The sequence below is a fragment of the Pseudomonas sp. GW823-FHT06E10 genome (assembly GCF_058794995.1).
In genome coordinates, this window is record NZ_JBXAHJ010000011.1 from 159,543 (window position 1) to 177,137 (window position 17,595).

Genomic DNA, 17,595 nt, shown 5'->3' on the forward strand with positions numbered 1-17,595 from the left:
ACCAAGCATGCAAGAAAGCGTGATGCAGCGCATGTGGAACAGCGCCTACCTATCCGGTAGTAACGCTGCCTATGTGGAAGAGCTTTACGAGCTCTACCTGCACGACCCTAACGCTGTGCCAGAAGAGTGGCGCACCTACTTCCAGAAGTTGCCTGCTGACGGCAACTCTGCCACCGATGTTTCGCACTCCACAATTCGCGATCATTTCGTCTTGCTGGCAAAGAACCAGCGCCGCGCCCAACCGGTTTCCGCCGGCAGCGTGAGCAGTGAGCACGAGAAGAAGCAAGTTGAAGTGCTGCGATTGATCCAGGCCTACCGTATGCGTGGCCACCAGGCAGCCCAGCTTGACCCGCTGGGGCTGTGGCAGCGTCCTGCACCTGCAGACCTGTCGATCAATCATTACGGCTTGACCAATGCCGATCTTGATACGACCTTCCGTGCCGGCGACCTGTTCATCGGCAAAGAGGAAGCGAGCCTACGCGAAATTCACGAAGCGTTGCAGCAGACATATTGCCGCACCATCGGCGCTGAATTCACGCACATCACCGATTCCGAGCAGCGCCAGTGGTTCCAGCAGCGTCTGGAAAGCGTGCGCGGTCGTCCGACGTACTCCGCCGACATCAAGAGCCACCTGCTCGAGCGCGTGACCGCCGGCGAAGGCCTGGAAAAATACCTGGGCACCAAATACCCGGGTACCAAGCGTTTCGGTCTGGAAGGCGGCGAAAGCCTGATTCCGATGCTCGACGAGCTGATCCAGCGTTCCGGTTCCTACGGTACCAAGGAAATCGTCATCGGCATGGCCCACCGTGGCCGTCTGAACGTGCTGGTCAACACCTTCGGCAAGAACCCGCGCGAGCTGTTCGACGAGTTCGAAGGCAAGAAGAAGGTCGAGCTGGGTTCCGGTGACGTGAAATACCACCAGGGCTTCTCGTCCAACGTGATGACCACCGGCGGTGAAGTTCACCTGGCCATGGCGTTCAACCCGTCCCACCTGGAAATCGTTTCCCCGGTGGTCGAGGGTTCGGTTCGCGCCCGTCAGGATCGTCGCAACGACCCGACCGGTGAGAAGGTTCTGCCGATCTCCATCCACGGTGACGCTGCATTCGCCGGTCAAGGCGTGGTCATGGAAACCTTCCAGATGTCGCAGACCCGCGGTTTCAAGACCGGCGGTACCGTGCACATCGTGATCAACAACCAGGTCGGTTTCACCATCAGCAACCCGCTGGACTCGCGTTCCACCGAGTACGCGACCGACGTTGCGAAAATGATCCAGGCGCCGATCCTCCATGTGAATGGTGATGATCCGGAAGCCGTATTGTTCGTGACCCAGCTGGCCATCGACTACCGCATGCAGTTCAAGCGTGACGTGGTGATCGACCTGGTCTGCTACCGTCGTCGCGGCCACAACGAGGCCGACGAGCCAAGCGGCACCCAGCCTCTGATGTATCAGCAGATCACCAAGCAGCGCACCACCCGTGAGCTGTATGCCGATCGTCTGACCCAGGCCGGTGTGCTGGATGCTGAGCGTGTCAAGGCGAAAGTCGACGAATACCGCAACGCGCTGGACAACGGTCTGCACGTAGTGAAAAGCCTGGTCAAAGAGCCGAACAAAGAGTTGTTCGTGGACTGGCGTCCGTATCTGGGCCACGCCTGGACCGCGCGTCACGACACTCGCTTCGACCTCAAGACCTTGCAGGAACTGTCCGCCAAGCTGCTGGAAATCCCGGAAGGCTTCGTGGTTCAGCGCCAGGTTGCCAAGATCTACGAAGACCGCCAGAAGATGCAAGCCGGCGGCCTGCCGATCAACTGGGGTTACGCCGAAACCATGGCGTACGCGACCCTGGCGTTCGAAGGTCACCCGATTCGCATGACTGGCCAGGACATCGGCCGCGGTACGTTCTCGCACCGCCATGCTGTCCTGCACAACCAGAAGGACGCGGGCACCTACATCCCGCTGCAGAACCTGTACGACGGTCAGCCACGCTTCGACCTGTACGACTCGTTCCTGTCCGAAGAAGCGGTATTGGCGTTCGAGTACGGTTACTCGACCACCACGCCGAATGCCCTGGTTATCTGGGAAGCCCAGTTCGGCGACTTCGCCAACGGCGCCCAGGTAGTTATCGACCAGTTCATCACCAGTGGCGAGCACAAGTGGGGCCGCCTGTGCGGTCTGACCATGCTGCTGCCGCACGGTTATGAAGGTCAGGGTCCGGAGCACTCCTCGGCTCGTCTGGAGCGTTACCTGCAGTTGTGCGCCGAGCACAACATTCAGGTGTGCATGCCGACGACGCCGGCTCAGATCTACCACTTGCTGCGCCGTCAGGTGATCCGCCCGCTGCGCAAGCCACTGGTAGTCCTGACTCCGAAGTCGCTGTTGCGCCACAAGCTGGCCATCTCGACGCTGGAAGATCTGGCCGAAGGTTCGTTCCAGACCGTTATCCCGGAAATCGATGCCCAAGACCCGAAAAAGGTCGAGCGCGTTGTTCTGTGTAGCGGCAAGGTCTACTACGACCTGCTGGAAAAACGCCGTGCCGAAGGTCGTGACGACATCGCTGTCGTGCGTATCGAGCAGCTGTACCCATTCCCTGAGGACGACTTGAAAGAAGTCCTGGCTCCTTATACCAACGTCAAGCATGCCGTCTGGTGTCAGGAAGAGCCGATGAACCAGGGTGCGTGGTACTGCAGCCAACACCACATGCGTCGCAGCATCAGCAACCTCAACAAGTCTCTCGTACTCGAGTACGCGGGCCGTGAGGCTTCTGCTGCACCTGCATGCGGTTACGCATCGATGCACGCCGAACAGCAGGAACAACTGCTGCAAGACGCCTTTACTGTTTAACGCCTTCGCGCACCTGAAACCGAATTTAAGGAACCACAGACAATGGCTATCGAGATCAAAGCCCCCACTTTCCCGGAATCGGTTGCCGATGGCACCGTTGCCACCTGGCACAAACAACCGGGCGACGCGGTCAAGCGCGACGAACTGATCGTCGACATCGAAACCGACAAAGTCGTGCTGGAAGTGCTGGCTACCGCTGACGGCGTGCTGGGCGCTATCGTCAAGAACGAAGGCGAAACCGTTCTGTCCGACGAAGTTCTGGGCTCCATCGTTGAAGGCGGCGCTGCTGCTGCCGCTCCGGCTGCCGCTGCTGCTCCGGCCGCTGCTGCCGCTGCTCCAGCTGCCGGCGCTGACGAAGACGCTATCGCGGCTCCAGCTGCTCGCAAGCTGGCCGAAGAAAACGGCATCAACCTGGCTTCCGTCAAAGGCACCGGCAAAGATGGTCGTGTAACCAAGGAAGACGTGGTTGCCGCTGTCGAAGCCAAGAAAGCCGCTCCGGCTGCCGCGCCTGCCAAGGCTGCTGCACCTGCCGCTGCTGCTCCGGTATTCGCTGCTGGCGATCGCATCGAGAAGCGCGTACCGATGACCCGCGTACGTGCCACCGTGGCCAAGCGTCTGGTTGAAGCTCAATCGAACATGGCGATGCTGACCACTTTCAACGAAGTCGACATGACCGAAGTCATGGCGCTGCGTTCGAAGTACAAGGACCTGTTCGAGAAGTCCCACAACGGCGTGCGCCTGGGCTTCATGTCGTTCTTCGTGAAAGCAGCCACCGAAGCGCTGAAACGCTTCCCGGCTGTCAACGCGTCGATCGACGGCGGCGACATCGTTTACCACGGCTACGCTGACGTCGGCGTTGCAGTTTCCAGCGATCGCGGCCTGGTTGTACCGGTCCTGCGTAACGCCGAACTGATGAGCCTGGCTGAAATCGAAGGCGGCATCGCCACCTTCGGCAAGAAAGCCCGCGACGGCAAGCTGTCGATGGACGAAATGACCGGTGGTACTTTCACCATCACCAACGGTGGTACTTTCGGTTCGATGATGTCGACCCCGATCGTCAACCCGCCACAAGCAGCCATCCTGGGCATGCACAACATCATCCAGCGTCCGATGGCCATCAACGGCCAGGTCGTTATCCGTCCGATGATGTACCTGGCACTGTCCTACGATCACCGTCTGATCGATGGCAAAGAAGCTGTGACCTTCCTGGTGACCATCAAGAACCTGCTGGAAGATCCGGCTCGTCTGTTGCTGGATATCTGATAGAAGCAGCCATGAGCTGCAAGCCCTGGCTGTCGGAAAACCCGCAGCCTGGCTTGCCGCTCGCGGCTTGAAGCTTTTCGCTAAAGAGGATTTTTTGAATGTCGCAGAAATTTGACGTAGTAGTGATCGGCGCTGGCCCTGGCGGCTATGTGGCTGCCATCAAGGCCGCTCAGCTTGGTCTTTCGACGGCCTGCATCGAGAAGTACACCGACAAGGAAGGCAAACTGGCTCTGGGCGGTACCTGCCTGAACGTCGGCTGCATTCCATCCAAGGCCCTGCTGGACAGTTCGTGGAAATTCCACGAAGCCCAGGACGGTTTCGCGATCCACGGTATCAATCACGCTGGCGTGACCATGGACGTGCCAGCGATGGTCGGCCGTAAAGCCAACATCGTCAAAGGCCTGACCTCCGGCGTTGCGACCCTGTTCAAAGCCAACGGTGTGACCTCGATCCAGGGTCACGGCAAGCTGCTGGCTGGCAAGAAAGTTGAAGTCACCAAGCCTGATGGCTCGGTAGAAATCATCGAAGCCGAAAACGTCATCCTGGCCCCAGGTTCGCGTCCGATCGACATTCCGCCAGCTCCGGTTGACCAGAATGTGATCGTCGACTCCACCGGCGCCCTGGAATTCCAATCCGTACCCAAGCGTCTGGGCGTGATCGGCGCTGGCGTGATCGGTTTGGAACTGGGTTCGGTCTGGTCGCGTCTGGGTGCAGAAGTGACTGTCCTGGAAGCCCTGGACACCTTCCTGATGGCAGCGGACACCGCTGTTTCCAAGGAAGCGCTGAAAACCCTGACCAAACAGGGTCTGGACATCAAGCTGGGCGCTCGCGTTACCGGTTCCAAAGTGAACGGCGACGAAGTCGTGGTGAACTACACCGATGCCAAGGGCGAACAGAACATCACTTTCGACAAGTTGATCGTAGCCGTTGGTCGCCGTCCGGTGACCACTGATCTGTTGGCTGCCGACTGCGGCGTGACCCTGGACGAGCGCGGTTTCGTGCACGTTGACGATCACTGCGCCACCACCGTACCGGGCGTTTACGCCATCGGCGACGTGGTTCGCGGCATGATGCTGGCGCACAAGGCCTCGGAAGAGGGCATCATGGTTGTCGAGCGCATCAAGGGCCACAAGGCCCAGATGAACTATGACCTGATCCCTTCGGTTATTTATACTCACCCGGAAATCGCGTGGGTCGGTAAAACCGAGCAGGCCTTGAAAGCTGAAGGCGTTGAAGTTAACGTCGGCACCTTCCCGTTCGCAGCCTCTGGCCGTGCCATGGCTGCCAACGACACCGGTGGTTTCGTCAAGGTCATCGCAGATGCCAAGACAGACCGCGTATTGGGCGTCCACGTGATTGGCCCGAGCGCTGCGGAACTGGTTCAGCAGGGCGCGATCGGTATGGAATTCGGCACCAGCGCTGAAGACCTGGGCATGATGGTTTTCTCCCATCCGACCCTGTCTGAAGCCTTGCACGAAGCTGCTTTGGCTGTGAATGGCGGCGCCATCCACATCGCCAACCGCAAGAAGCGTTAAGACAATAAGAAACCACGGCGGAATGGCCCGTCGTGAGCCTTGCATGCAAGACTCACCGCGGAATATCCGCTGGACGCAGTCTTGCATAGCTGCACCGGGTATCCGGAAAGGCTATGCAAGCAGCAGTCACAGGTGGTGCGGCACTTGAATGAGTGCAGCACCGAATGCGCAGTACCTAACGAAGACGGTAATAAGCATGAATCTTCACGAGTATCAGGGTAAGCAGCTGTTCGCTGAGTACGGCCTGCCAGTTTCCACCGGTTACGCGGTAGACACCCCGGAAGCAGCAGCAGAAGCTTGCGACAAAATCGGCGGCAGCGAGTGGGTTGTCAAAGCCCAGGTCCACGCCGGTGGTCGCGGTAAAGCGGGCGGCGTAAAGCTGGTTCGCAGCAAAGAAGACGCCAAAGCCTTCGCACAGCAGTGGCTGGGCAAGCGTCTGGTGACTTACCAGACTGACGCCAATGGTCAGCCAGTCACCAAGATCCTGGTTGAATCGTGCACTGATATCGCTAAAGAGCTGTACCTGGGCGCTGTCGTTGACCGTTCGAGCCGTCGTATCGTGTTCATGGCTTCCACCGAAGGTGGCGTGGACATCGAGAAAATCGCTCACGACACTCCAGAAAAAATTCTGAAAGCCACTATCGATCCACTGGTTGGCGCTCAGCCATTCCAGGGTCGCGAGCTGGCATTCCAGTTGGGTCTGGAAGGCAAGCAAGTTGCCCAGTTCGCCAAGATCTTCGTAGGTCTGGCCAAACTGTTCAAGGATCACGACCTGGCCCTGCTGGAAGTGAACCCGCTGGTGATCAAGGCTGACGGCGATCTGCACTGCCTGGACGCCAAGATCAACATCGACGCCAACGCCATGTACCGTCAGCCTAAGCTGAAGACTTTCCACGATCCGTCGCAGGACGATCCGCGCGAAGCGCACGCTGCCAAGTTCGAACTGAACTACGTAGCGCTGGAAGGCAACATCGGTTGCATGGTCAACGGTGCCGGCCTGGCCATGGGTACCATGGACATCGTCAACCTGCATGGCGGCAAACCAGCCAACTTCCTCGACGTGGGCGGCGGTGCTACCAAGGAACGCGTTACCGAAGCGTTCAAGATCATCCTGTCCGACACTAACGTCGCTGCAGTACTGGTCAACATCTTCGGCGGCATCGTTCGCTGCGACATGATTGCCGAAGGCATCATCGGTGCAGTGAAAGAAGTCGGCGTGAAAATCCCGGTTGTTGTTCGCCTTGAAGGCAACAACGCTGAGCTGGGCGCTAAAGTACTGGCAGAAAGCGGTTTGAACATCATCGCTGCTACCAGCCTGACCGACGCTGCTCAACAAGTTGTCAAAGCTGCGGAGGGCAAATAATGAGCGTCCTGATCAATAAAGACACCAAAGTTATCTGCCAGGGTATTACCGGTTCGCAAGGTAGTTTCCACACCCAGCAAGCCATCGAGTACGGCACCAAGATGGTTGGTGGTGTAACTCCAGGCAAAGGCGGCACCGAGCACCTGGGCCTGCCAGTGTTCAACACCGTTAAAGACGCTGTAGCTGCCACTGGCGCCACCGCCAGCGTGATCTACGTTCCGGCTCCTTTCTGCAAAGATTCGATCCTGGAAGCTGCTTTCGGCGGCATCAAGCTGATCGTGTGCATCACCGAAGGCATTCCTACCCTGGACATGCTGGACGCTAAAGTTAAGTGCGACGAGCTGGGCGTAGTCCTGATCGGCCCTAACTGCCCAGGCGTGATCACCCCAGGCGAATGCAAGATCGGCATCATGCCAGGTCACATTCACTTGCCAGGCAAGGTCGGTATCGTTTCCCGTTCCGGCACCCTGACCTACGAAGCTGTGAAGCAGACTACTGACGCCGGTTTCGGTCAGTCGACTTGCGTCGGCATCGGTGGTGACCCGATCCCGGGTTCGAACTTCATCGACATCCTGAAGCTGTTCCAGGAAGACCCGAAGACCGAAGCGATCGTGATGATCGGTGAGATCGGCGGTTCGGCTGAAGAAGAAGCGGCTGCCTACATCAAGGCACACGTGACCAAGCCGGTTGTATCCTACATCGCTGGTGTGACTGCTCCTCCGGGCAAGCGCATGGGCCATGCTGGCGCAATCATCTCTGGCGGCAAAGGCACTGCAGACGAGAAATTCGCTGCTCTGCAAGACGCAGGCGTTAAAACCGTGCGTTCGCTGGCAGACATCGGCAAGGCCCTGGCCGAGCTGACTGGTTGGGCTGTCAAGTAAGCCTCGCGCTTAGCTGACGCTTCACCAAACAAAGGCCACCTTCGGGTGGCCTTTGTCGTTTCCGGGGTTTGCGTTGACAGTGCGGACGCCATCGCGAGCAAGCTCGCTCCCACATTGGAACGCGGTCAACTGTGGGAGCGAGCTTGCTCGCGATGGCGGACTGACAGGCGACATCTATCAACATGCAGAAACGCGACACAAAGATCTCGTATATCGGATAGTTCGCCCTCTAACAGTGCGTTTATCGGTCAAATTCGTTAGTCTATGCGCCATTTTTGCGTCTGCGGCCCACAAGGCGCGCAACGCGCTAAAAGGGTCGGTCTTATACGGACTGACAGCATTTCCCTCACCCATAGGGAAATCCCTCTCTAAATTCCGATTCAGTAGTGTGGTATTTCCTTAATGAAAGTGTTGAAAGGCCAGGACATCCTGGCACTTGGTTTTATGACGTTTGCCCTGTTCGTCGGGGCTGGCAACATCATCTTCCCACCTATCGTCGGTTTACAGTCCGGGCCCAATGTCTGGATGGCGGCGCTGGGTTTCCTGGTCACCGCAGTTGGTCTGCCGGTGATCACTGTTGTGGCGCTGGCCAAGGTCGGCGGAGCAATGGATGCCTTGAGCAGCCCGATCGGTAAAGTGGCCGGTGGCCTGCTGGCAGCGGCTTGCTACCTCGCTGTTGGCCCGCTGTTCGCGACGCCACGTACCGCGACGGTATCCTTCGAGGTGGGCCTGGCGCCCCTGACCGGCGAGAGCCCGCTGGCGCTGTTCCTGTACAGCTCGGTTTACTTCCTGCTGGTGTTCTTCATCTCGCTGTATCCGGGCCGTTTGCTGGATACCGTAGGGCGCTTCCTCGCGCCGTTGAAGATCATCGCCCTGGCCGTGCTGGGCATTGCAGCATTCGCCTTGCCGGCCGGTGACATTGGCCATGCAACCCCTGAATACGTTGCAGCACCGTTTTCCCAAGGCTTCATCAATGGTTACCTGACCATGGATACCCTGGGCGCCCTGGTGTTCGGCATCGTCATCGTCAACGCCATCCGTTCCCGCGGTGTCGAGTCGCCAGCACTGATCACCCGTTATGCGATCATCGCCGGGCTCATCGCCGGCGTGGGTCTGGCGCTGGTGTATGTCAGCCTTTTCCGTCTAGGTTCGGGCAGCCATGAAGTGGCCGCGGGCGCTACCAATGGCGCGGCGGTATTGCACGCTTACGTGCAGCACACCTTCGGTTCGCTGGGCAGTGGTTTCCTTGCCGTGCTGATCTCCCTGGCGTGCCTGGTGACCGCGGTCGGCCTGACCTGTGCCTGCGCCGAGTACTTCAGCCGTGTGGTGCCGTTGTCTTACAAGACGCTGGTGATCATCCTGGCGGCGTTCTCGCTGCTGGTGTCCAACCTGGGCCTGACCAAGCTGATTGCGTTCTCGATCCCGGTACTGACCGCGATCTACCCGCCGTGCATCGTTCTGGTGGCGTTGAGCTTCTGCAAGGACTTCTGGCATGAGCAGGGTCGTATCCTCGGCCCGGTGATGCTGGTGTCGTTCATCTTCGGCCTGATCGATGCCCTGAAGGGGGCCGGCCTGGCGGACTGGATGCCGACACAAATGGCCCACCTGCCGCTTAGCGAGCAGGGCCTGGCGTGGTTGGTGCCGTCGGTGATGACGCTGGTGGTCGCCGTGGTCTGCGACCGTATGCTGGGCAAGCGCGAAGAAGCGCTGGCTTAAGCTTTACCGGCCCGTCACAAACGGGCCTGTGAACAAAACAGAAATGCCCCGTATCAATCGATACGGGGCATTTTTTTATGGGGTGATGCGGTGTCTTTTCTTCTGCGCTAACGTCGAAATACTGCCATGGCCCTTGTAGGAGCGAGCTTGCTCGCGAAGGTCGTGAACTATAGCGCGTGATTTCTGGATAAACGCGTTGCTCTCAGGGTCTTCGCGAGCAAGCTCGCTCCTACAGGGTTTATGTACTCCGCAAACACATCACAAGGACCTGCATGTCGTTCATCCAAGCCAACCTGATCCACATTCTTGCCGCCGTCTGGTTCGTTATCTGCTGGGGCGGGTACACCCGCTATGCCACATGGAAAGGCCGTGACACCGCGTGCCTGGCCAGTGTGCTGCACCTGTATCGTGAAGACTGGATGCGCCGCATGCTGCTGCGCGACAACCGCATCGCCGATGCCAGCGTGATCGGCAATCTGGAGCGCAATGCGTCGTTCTTCGCCTCCAGTACATTGATTATCCTGGCCGGTATTCTCACGGTATTGGGGGCTTCGGAACGGGCGGTATCCTTGCTGGCGGATATTCCGATGGTGCAACAGGCGTCCCAGGGCATGTCGGAAATCAAGTTGCTGTGCCTGGCGCTGGTGTTTGTCTATGCGTTCTTCACGTTCAGCTGGTGCATGCGCCAGTACAACTTTGCGGCGGTACTGGTGGGTTCGGCACCGATGGTCGGTGAGCGTCATGTATCGGAGCAAGAGCGCAAAGCATTCGCTTCACGCGCCGCCCGCGTCATCTCCATGGCCGCCAACCAGTTCAACTTCGGGCTGCGTTCCTACTACTTCGGCATGACCATGCTGGCCTGGTTTGTCAGCCCGTGGCTGTTCATGTTGATGAGTGCCGGCGTCGTGTTTGTTTTGTACCGCCGCGAGTTTCATTCCGACGTTCTTGACGTGATGGTCTATACCCCTACAGAGGCGCCGTTGCCGGAGGCAATTAAAGAGGCAGCTTGATGAGTATTCCATTCTGGTGCGTGTTTATCAGTGCGGTGTTGATTTATCTGGCGCGAATGCCCGTGACCAGGGCCATGAAAGAGCAAGGTGGTTACGATAACCACCTGCCGCGCCAACAGCAGATGCAACTCACAGGTCTGGGAGCCCGGGCGCTGGCGGCGCATCAGAACAGTTTCGAAGCGTTCATATTGTTCGCGGTGGGTGTGTTGATGGCGCATACCACGCAGACGGCGGGCTGGCTGATCGACTGCCTGGCGATCATATTCGTGATCACACGGGTTATTTATCTGGTGTGTTACTGGAAGGATCTGGCCTGGCAGCGCAGTTTGGTTTGGCTGGTGGGATTGATCTGTTCGCTGTTGTTGATGATTAGTCCGACTTTTCGAACGATTTTGCTCTAACCATTTTTTTCAAGGCAAAAGAAAACCCGCACTTGGCGGGTTTTCTTTTGCCACTCTAAAAACCGTATTAGTTCTTAGGTGCTTCTGGAGCGGCCGGAGCGGCTGGAGCGGCCTCTTTTGCCGCTTCTGCGTTCGATTCGGCCTGAGCTTTGGCAGCTTCGGCGTTTTCTTTCGCAGCGTCGTTCACTTTATCCTGAGCTTTGTTCATGTCCTGCTGAGCTTGCTCGGCATGTTTGGTCGCATCTTGAGCTTTGTCCTCGGATTTTTTATCGCAGGCAGCGAGACCGAGGGAAGCGGTCAACATCAAGGCAATAGCTAAAGTCTTACGCATGGGGTGTTTCTCCTGATGAAAAGCATCTACTGGCATTAAGAGCCCACGCATCAGGGTTAAGTTCCTTAATTTTTTCAGATATATAAGTTTGTTCTAGTGCGGAACTTTTACCCGGACCGCCACTGCACTGTACAGACATAAACAAGAGTTTTTATCAAATGACTGAAAACCCCGTTTTTGAGCGTGCAAAGCGCTTTCTGTCGGCGCTGCGACATTGCCAGGTACTTGGACTAAGCGTTCAAAGCGCCAGCAACGAAGGGCTGACGATTGTGCTGCCGTACAGCCCGCAGATCGTCGGCAATCCCGAAACCGGCGTGATTCATGGCGGAGCGCTGACTTCGCTGATGGACACCGCCTGTGGCATGGCGACCCTTTGCGTGCTCCCGGAATTCGAAGTCTGCCCGACCCTGGACCTGCGCATCGACTACATGCACGCCGCCGAACCACATAAGGATGTCTACGGCTTTGCCCAGTGCTATCGGGTCACCACCGACGTGATTTTTGCCCGTGGCTTCGCCTATCAGGATGACCCCGGGCAACCCATTGCCCATGTGATGGGCACTTTCATGCGCATGGGAAAGAACATCAAAGGCACTAAGGGCTTTGGTGGCGCGGTTGCCGGAGGTGCGCAATGAGCGAGTCGCTGAAAGAGCAGTTGCAAAAGGCCCATGAGCAGGGCGATTACGCCTCGCTGCTGGATTTGATTCCCTATGCCCGGCTGATCGGCGTCGAATGTTCCCGGGTGGGAGATGAGTTGCTGTTCAAGCTGCCAGCGAACCAGGACAACATCGGTAACCCCTTGTTGCCGGCGATTCATGGCGGTGTGATCGCCGGTTTCATGGAATTGGCCGCGGCGCTGCACCTGTTGGTGTTTACCGGAACGCCCGGGGTGCCGAAGATCATCGACTTCTCCCTGGATTACCTGCGAGCCGGACAGTTTCGCGATACCTGGGCCCGATGCCAGGTTTGGCGCCAGGGTCGCCGGGTCGCCAATGTGGCGATTACCGCCTGGCAAAGCACCGAAGCCGAGCCCATTGCCACGGCTCGTGCACATTTCAAACTCGAAGAGCCCTTGAAATCCTGAACTCAGCCCCAAACTCTGAGGACAACCCGCCGTCGATCCTCAAGGTCGCGGCTTATGCCATCTGATTGGAGTTTGATGACCATGAGTGTGGAAACTCAAAAGGAAACCCTGGGCTTCCAGACCGAGGTGAAGCAGCTGCTGCATCTCATGATCCATTCGCTGTATTCCAACAAGGAAATTTTCCTTCGCGAATTGATCTCGAACGCCTCTGACGCTGTCGACAAGTTACGTTTCGAAGCCCTGGCCAAGCCAGAGCTGCTGGAAGGTGGTGCCGAACTGAAAATCCGCGTGAGCTTCGACAAGGACGCTAAAACCGTCACCCTCGAAGACAACGGTATTGGCATGAGCCGCGAAGACGCGATCACCCACCTGGGTACCATCGCCAAGTCCGGCACCGCCGATTTCATGAAGCACCTGACCGGCGACCAGAAGAAAGACTCGCACCTGATCGGCCAGTTTGGCGTTGGTTTCTACTCCGCCTTCATCGTCGCCGACAAAGTCGATGTGTTCAGCCGTCGCGCCGGCAGCCCGGCCAGCGAAGGCGTGCATTGGTCGTCCAAAGGCGAAGGCGATTTCGAAGTCGCAACCGTCGACAAGGTCGAGCGCGGCACTCGCATCGTCCTGCACCTGAAGTCCGGTGAAGACGAGTTCGCCGATGGCTGGCGTCTGCGCAACATCATCAAGAAGTACTCCGACCACATCGCTTTGCCGATCGAGCTGCCGAAAGAAGTGGCCGCTGGCGAAGGTGAAGAGCAGCCGGCCGTTGAGTGGGAAACCGTCAACCGCGCCAGCGCCCTGTGGACCCGTCCGCGTACCGAGATCAAGGACGAGGAATACCAGGAGTTCTACAAGCACATCGCTCACGATTTCGAAAATCCGCTGAGCTGGAGCCACAACAAGGTCGAAGGCAAGCTCGAATACAGCTCATTGCTGTACGTGCCGACCCGTGCGCCGTTCGACCTGTACCAGCGTGAGGCGCCGAAAGGCCTGAAGCTGTACGTGCAGCGCGTGTTCGTCATGGATCAGGCCGAGTCCTTCCTGCCGCTGTACCTGCGCTTCATCAAGGGCGTGGTCGACTCCAACGACCTGTCGCTGAACGTGTCGCGGGAAATCCTGCAGAAAGACCCGATCATCGACTCGATGAAGTCGGCGCTGACCAAGCGCGTCCTGGACATGCTGGAAAAACTGGCGAAGAACGAGCCTGAGCAATACAAGGGCTTCTGGAAAAACTTCGGTCAGGTCATGAAAGAAGGCCCGGCAGAAGATTTCGCCAACAAGGAAAAAATCGCCGGTCTGCTGCGTTTCGCATCGACCCACGGCGACGATGGCGAGCAGGTTGTCGGCCTGGCCGAGTACCTGGCGCGCGCCAAGGAAGGTCAGGACAAGATCTACTACCTGACCGGCGAAACCTACGCCCAGGTCAAGAACAGCCCGCACCTGGAAGTCTTCCGCAAGAAAGGCATCGAAGTGCTGCTGCTGACTGACCGTATCGACGAGTGGCTGATGAGCTACCTCAGCGACTTCGACGGCAAGAGCTTTGTCGACGTGGCGCGCGGTGACCTGGACCTGGGCAACCTGGACTCGGAAGAGGACAAGAAGGCCGCGGAAGAAGTCGCCAAGACCAAAGAAGGTCTGGTCGAGCGTCTGAAGACCGCCCTGGGCGAATCCGTTGCCGAAGTGCGGGTGTCCCATCGCCTGACCGATTCGCCGGCGATCCTGGCCATCGGCGAGCAGGACCTGGGCTTGCAGATGCGCCAGATCCTGGAAGCCAGCGGTCAGAAGGTTCCGGATTCGAAGCCGATCTTCGAATTCAACCCGGCTCACCCGCTGATCGAGAAGCTCGACAACGAGCAGAGCGACGAGCGCTTCGGCGACCTGTCGCACATCCTCTTCGATCAGGCGGCCCTGGCGGCCGGCGACAGCTTGAAAGACCCGGCGGCCTATGTGCGTCGTCTGAACAAGCTGTTGGTCGAGCTATCGGCCTGACGGTGTTGTAGAAAAACCCGCTTCGGCGGGTTTTTTCATTTCGGTGCTAAAACATCAGGAGTCAGAAATGAGCCAAATCACTGTACGTTCCGTTGCCTATCAGATTGACGGCCAGGCTTACGAAAGCCGTCTGGCCTTCGATGCCGACCATAAAGGCCCGCGCCCGGGCTTGTTGATGGCGCCGAACTGGATGGGCGTCAGCGCCGGTGCCGAGGAGATCGCCAAGTCGGTGGCTGCCAAGGGTTATGTGGTGTTGATCGCAGATCTTTACGGTCAATCGGTTCGACCGACGAACAATGACGAGGCCGGCGCGGCCATGATGCCGTTGAAGAATGATCGCCCATTGTTGTGCAAGCGCATGCAGGTGGCGTTCGAACAGCTGCAAAGCCAGGGTGAAGTGGCTGTCGATACTTCGAAACTGGCCACTTTCGGTTTCTGCTTCGGCGGTTGCTGCGCCCTGGAGTTTGCCCGTACCGGCGCGCCGGTGAAGGCCGCGGTGTCGTTCCACGGCACGCTGGACACACCGAATCCGGCTGATGCGAAAAACATCAAGGGTAAGGTCCTGGTGCTGCATGGCGCATCCGATCCATTGGTGCCGAAGGAGCAGTTGCCGGCGTTCGAAGACGAAATGAACGCGGCGGGTGTGGATTGGCAGTTGCTGAGCTACGGCGGTGCGTTCCACTCGTTCACCGACCCGCACGCCAATGTGCCGGGCATGATGATGTATGACGCCAAGGTGGCCGCCCGGGCGTTCACGTCGATGCACAATCTGCTGGATGAAGTGTTCAAGGGCTGATCTGTTGGCTGACACCGACTTTGTCAGAGCCTGAACCGGCCTCTTCGCGAGCAAGCCCGCTCCCACATTTAACCGCGTTCCAATGTGGGAGCGGGCTTGCTCGCGAAGGCGGTTCCACAGGTAACTAAAATCTCAGGGCAGTTCGATCCTCTCAACTTCCCCGGGCACCGTCGGCCAATCCCCGGCTGCCCAACGCCGGCGTGCTTCATCAATCGCCGCCGGATCGCTCGCGACAAAATTCCAGTTGATCCGCCGTGGCCCGTCCAGCGGAGCACCGCCGAACAACACGGCGTGACTGTCGCTTTCGGCAAACAGTGTCATCTCTTCCCCCGCAGGCAGTACCACCAGCGAGTACGGCTCTATTGGCTCGCCATCGAGTTGTACTTCGCCGCTCAACACATACAGCGCGCGTTCTTCATGCTCGGTGGGAATCAGCAATGTCGTCGCCGTTTGCAGGTGCAGTTCCGCGTACAGCGTAGGAGAAAGCACTGGCACTGGCGATTCCAGGCAAAAGCCTGACCCGGCAATCATGCGAATCTTCACCCCCAGGTTTTCGCTGACTGGCAATGTGGACGCTGGATGGTGGCTGTAATGCCCCGGACCTTGTTCTTTATCCTTGGGTGAAGCCAGCCAGATCTGCAGGCCGTGCATCGTGAAGCCGCTTTCCTTCAGGGCTTCGGGCGTGCGTTCGACGTGGGCGATGGCGCTGCCGGCCGTCATCCAGCTGACGTCGCCAGTCCCGACCACTTGATCGGAACCAAGGCTGTCCTTGTGCTGGATCTGCCCCTGGAACAAATAGGTGAGGGTGGACAGGCCAATGTGTGGATGCTGGCGAATGTTCATGCCTTTGCCCGGTGGATAACGGGTTTCCAGCATGTGGTCGAAAAACACGAATGGCCCGACGCTGCGGCACTTGGCCGATGGCAGCGGGCGAAGAATCGGCTGGCCCTCGACATCTTCGGTGCGGGGGCGGATCACGAGCGGAGTGTTCATGGTGCGTTCCAGGCTGAGCGGGTAATGCGTTCGAGCATAACCCGCTTGGGCAGCCCTTGCCGCTATTGGCTGAACGCGCCTTCGGACAAATGCGTTTCGATGCTGACTTCAGACGTGGTCATCAGCTTGTGGATCGGGCAGCGATCGGCCACACGGTGCAGTTCATCGCGCTGGGCGTCGGTGAGTACGCCCTTGAGGGTCAGTTTGACGTGCAGCGCGTACTGGCCTTTCTGTTCCAGGCTGTTGTCGCGCTTGACCTCAACGCCGACACCGGTCAGCGGGATGTCTTTCTTCCTGGCATACAGCTTCAGGGTCAGGGCTTTGCAGGCACCCAGCGCGGCATCGAAATAATCGTGTGGCTCCGGCGCCGAACCCTCTCCGCCAGCCGTGGCGGGCGCGTCGGCGAAGAGTTCGTGGTCATCGATCTGGACGCTGTGGCGCAAACCTTCGGCAGAAACGGTATTGACGGTAACAGTCATGGCAAACCTCGCAGGCGACAGGAAAACTCATTCGATCAAAAAATGACCTTGAGGGTATAGAGCCATCGCGTTTGTCGGGTGTTCCAATCTGTAGGAGTGAGCTTGCTCGCGATGATCTCACTGGCACTGTGTGTATCCGCCAGGGCGAGTCATCGTTAAAGTCCATCGCGAGCAAGCTCGCTCCTACTGGTCTCGATCCGGATCAGCTGCCTTTGACTGGCTTGCCGTTGACCGTGCCGTCCAGGAGCATGATGTTGTATTCCTTGCCGTCGGTTTCGACCTGTTGCAGGCGGACCAGCAGGTAGTCCCAATCCTTGGCGAACCACAGCACGGTGATGCGCTTGCTTTGCGTCGGATCGCGTACGCGCTCGACCTTGATCGCATCGATCTGGCCAGCCTTGGTGTCGACTTTTTCCGAGCCCAGCACACGGAAGTCATAGGTATCGACTTCGCCATCATCGACAACCTGATAGCTCATGCTCTTTTTGCCGGCAGCCACGTCATGTTGCAGCGCCAGTTGATAGGTGGATTTGTCGACCATGCCGCGGTTCAGCGGAATATCGACCGCGTCACCACGATCGGTGCCGGTGACCTTTTTCGCGGCCCAGTCGAAATCCAGGTCGGCTTTCTTGGCTTTGCCCAGGCCGCCACGCTCGAAGTGGTAGGACTGGGGCAGCAAGGTGTCCTTGTCCACGGTCAGGGTGCTTTCTTCGGACAGGCTGGCGATCATCATCGAAGCCTTGAAGCTGAGCTTCCAGACGCCGTTGGCTTCCTTGGTCAGGCTGCGCTCGGCAGTGCCACTCATGGGCAGCTGTTTCCAGTCGGCGGTGTAGCTGGCGGAGAAAGGTTGAAGGTCTGCCGCCTGGGCGAAGGGCAAGGCGAGCAGAGCGCAAGCGAAGAGCAGGGCGCGACGCATAA

The 17,595-nt window shown here is 58.5% G+C and carries 16 protein-coding genes; 12 read left to right on the top strand and 4 right to left on the bottom strand.

Annotation, left to right across the window (positions count from 1 at the left end; translation table 11 throughout):
- Window positions 1–7 precede the first annotated feature (7 nt).
- From AC1Q6Y_RS18970 to AC1Q6Y_RS19005, 8 genes are all read left to right on the top strand, one after another.
- The gene (locus AC1Q6Y_RS18970) at window positions 8–2,839 is read left to right on the top strand and encodes a 2-oxoglutarate dehydrogenase E1 component (RefSeq protein ID WP_090453893.1); all 2,832 of its coding nucleotides are present in this window, start codon (window positions 8–10) and stop codon (window positions 2,837–2,839) included.
- Window positions 2,840–2,881: 42 nt separating this feature from the next.
- A complete protein-coding gene (odhB, locus tag AC1Q6Y_RS18975; RefSeq protein ID WP_056721685.1) occupies window positions 2,882–4,102 on the top strand; it encodes a 2-oxoglutarate dehydrogenase complex dihydrolipoyllysine-residue succinyltransferase in 1,221 nt (406 codons plus the stop codon).
- Between the two features lie 98 nt (window positions 4,103–4,200).
- Window positions 4,201–5,637, top strand: a complete 1,437-nt coding sequence (gene lpdA, locus AC1Q6Y_RS18980) for a dihydrolipoyl dehydrogenase (RefSeq protein ID WP_007998079.1) — start codon at window positions 4,201–4,203, stop codon at window positions 5,635–5,637.
- 196 nt (window positions 5,638–5,833) lie between these two features.
- Window positions 5,834–7,000: an ADP-forming succinate--CoA ligase subunit beta gene (sucC, locus tag AC1Q6Y_RS18985; RefSeq protein WP_007919879.1), complete on the top strand. Its 1,167-nt coding sequence runs from the start codon at window positions 5,834–5,836 to the stop codon at window positions 6,998–7,000.
- A complete protein-coding gene (sucD, locus tag AC1Q6Y_RS18990) occupies window positions 7,000–7,881 on the top strand; it encodes a succinate--CoA ligase subunit alpha (RefSeq protein ID WP_007919877.1) in 882 nt (293 codons plus the stop codon). Before sucC ends, sucD begins: the two co-directional genes overlap by 1 nt.
- 402 nt (window positions 7,882–8,283) lie before the next feature.
- Window positions 8,284–9,597: a branched-chain amino acid transport system II carrier protein gene (gene brnQ / locus AC1Q6Y_RS18995; protein ID WP_057715825.1), complete on the top strand. Its 1,314-nt coding sequence runs from the start codon at window positions 8,284–8,286 to the stop codon at window positions 9,595–9,597.
- A gap of 272 nt (window positions 9,598–9,869) precedes the next feature.
- Window positions 9,870–10,607, top strand: coding sequence for a DUF599 domain-containing protein (locus AC1Q6Y_RS19000; protein WP_090453895.1), 738 nt, complete (start codon window positions 9,870–9,872; stop codon window positions 10,605–10,607).
- Complete coding sequence (locus tag AC1Q6Y_RS19005) at window positions 10,607–11,008, top strand: MAPEG family protein (protein ID WP_150814888.1); 402 nt, start codon at window positions 10,607–10,609, stop codon at window positions 11,006–11,008. Before AC1Q6Y_RS19000 ends, AC1Q6Y_RS19005 begins: the two co-directional genes overlap by 1 nt.
- Before the next feature lie 67 nt (window positions 11,009–11,075).
- Here AC1Q6Y_RS19005 and AC1Q6Y_RS19010 read toward each other — a convergent pair whose 3' ends face one another.
- Window positions 11,076–11,339, bottom strand: coding sequence for a hypothetical protein (locus AC1Q6Y_RS19010; protein WP_090457778.1), 264 nt, complete (start codon window positions 11,337–11,339; stop codon window positions 11,076–11,078).
- Between the two features lie 158 nt (window positions 11,340–11,497).
- Between AC1Q6Y_RS19010 and AC1Q6Y_RS19015 the strand changes: the two genes are divergently transcribed.
- From AC1Q6Y_RS19015 to AC1Q6Y_RS19030, 4 genes are all read left to right on the top strand, one after another.
- Window positions 11,498–11,974 carry a PaaI family thioesterase gene (locus AC1Q6Y_RS19015; protein ID WP_492624960.1) on the top strand — a complete coding sequence of 159 codons (477 nt, stop codon included), beginning with the start codon at window positions 11,498–11,500 and terminating at the stop codon, window positions 11,972–11,974.
- Complete coding sequence (locus AC1Q6Y_RS19020; RefSeq protein WP_090453899.1) at window positions 11,971–12,423, top strand: PaaI family thioesterase; 453 nt, start codon at window positions 11,971–11,973, stop codon at window positions 12,421–12,423. Before AC1Q6Y_RS19015 ends, AC1Q6Y_RS19020 begins: the two co-directional genes overlap by 4 nt.
- A gap of 81 nt (window positions 12,424–12,504) precedes the next feature.
- Window positions 12,505–14,409: a molecular chaperone HtpG gene (gene htpG, locus AC1Q6Y_RS19025; protein WP_492624961.1), complete on the top strand. Its 1,905-nt coding sequence runs from the start codon at window positions 12,505–12,507 to the stop codon at window positions 14,407–14,409.
- 67 nt (window positions 14,410–14,476) lie between these two features.
- Window positions 14,477–15,205, top strand: coding sequence for a dienelactone hydrolase family protein (locus AC1Q6Y_RS19030; RefSeq protein ID WP_349735944.1), 729 nt, complete (start codon window positions 14,477–14,479; stop codon window positions 15,203–15,205).
- 132 nt (window positions 15,206–15,337) lie between these two features.
- Here the strand turns inward: AC1Q6Y_RS19030 and AC1Q6Y_RS19035 are convergent, their stop codons facing one another.
- The 3 genes from AC1Q6Y_RS19035 to AC1Q6Y_RS19045 form a co-directional block, all read right to left on the bottom strand.
- Window positions 15,338–16,198: a pirin family protein gene (locus AC1Q6Y_RS19035; RefSeq protein WP_057715819.1), complete on the bottom strand. Its 861-nt coding sequence runs from the start codon at window positions 16,196–16,198 to the stop codon at window positions 15,338–15,340.
- A 62-nt stretch (window positions 16,199–16,260) separates the two neighbouring features.
- Window positions 16,261–16,677, bottom strand: a complete 417-nt coding sequence (locus AC1Q6Y_RS19040; RefSeq protein WP_057715818.1) for an OsmC family protein — start codon at window positions 16,675–16,677, stop codon at window positions 16,261–16,263.
- Window positions 16,678–16,879: 202 nt separating this feature from the next.
- Window positions 16,880–17,593 (bottom strand): DUF3108 domain-containing protein, encoded by a 714-nt coding sequence (locus tag AC1Q6Y_RS19045; protein ID WP_057715817.1) that lies wholly within the window; start codon window positions 17,591–17,593, stop codon window positions 16,880–16,882.
- Window positions 17,594–17,595: the final 2 nt, after the last annotated feature.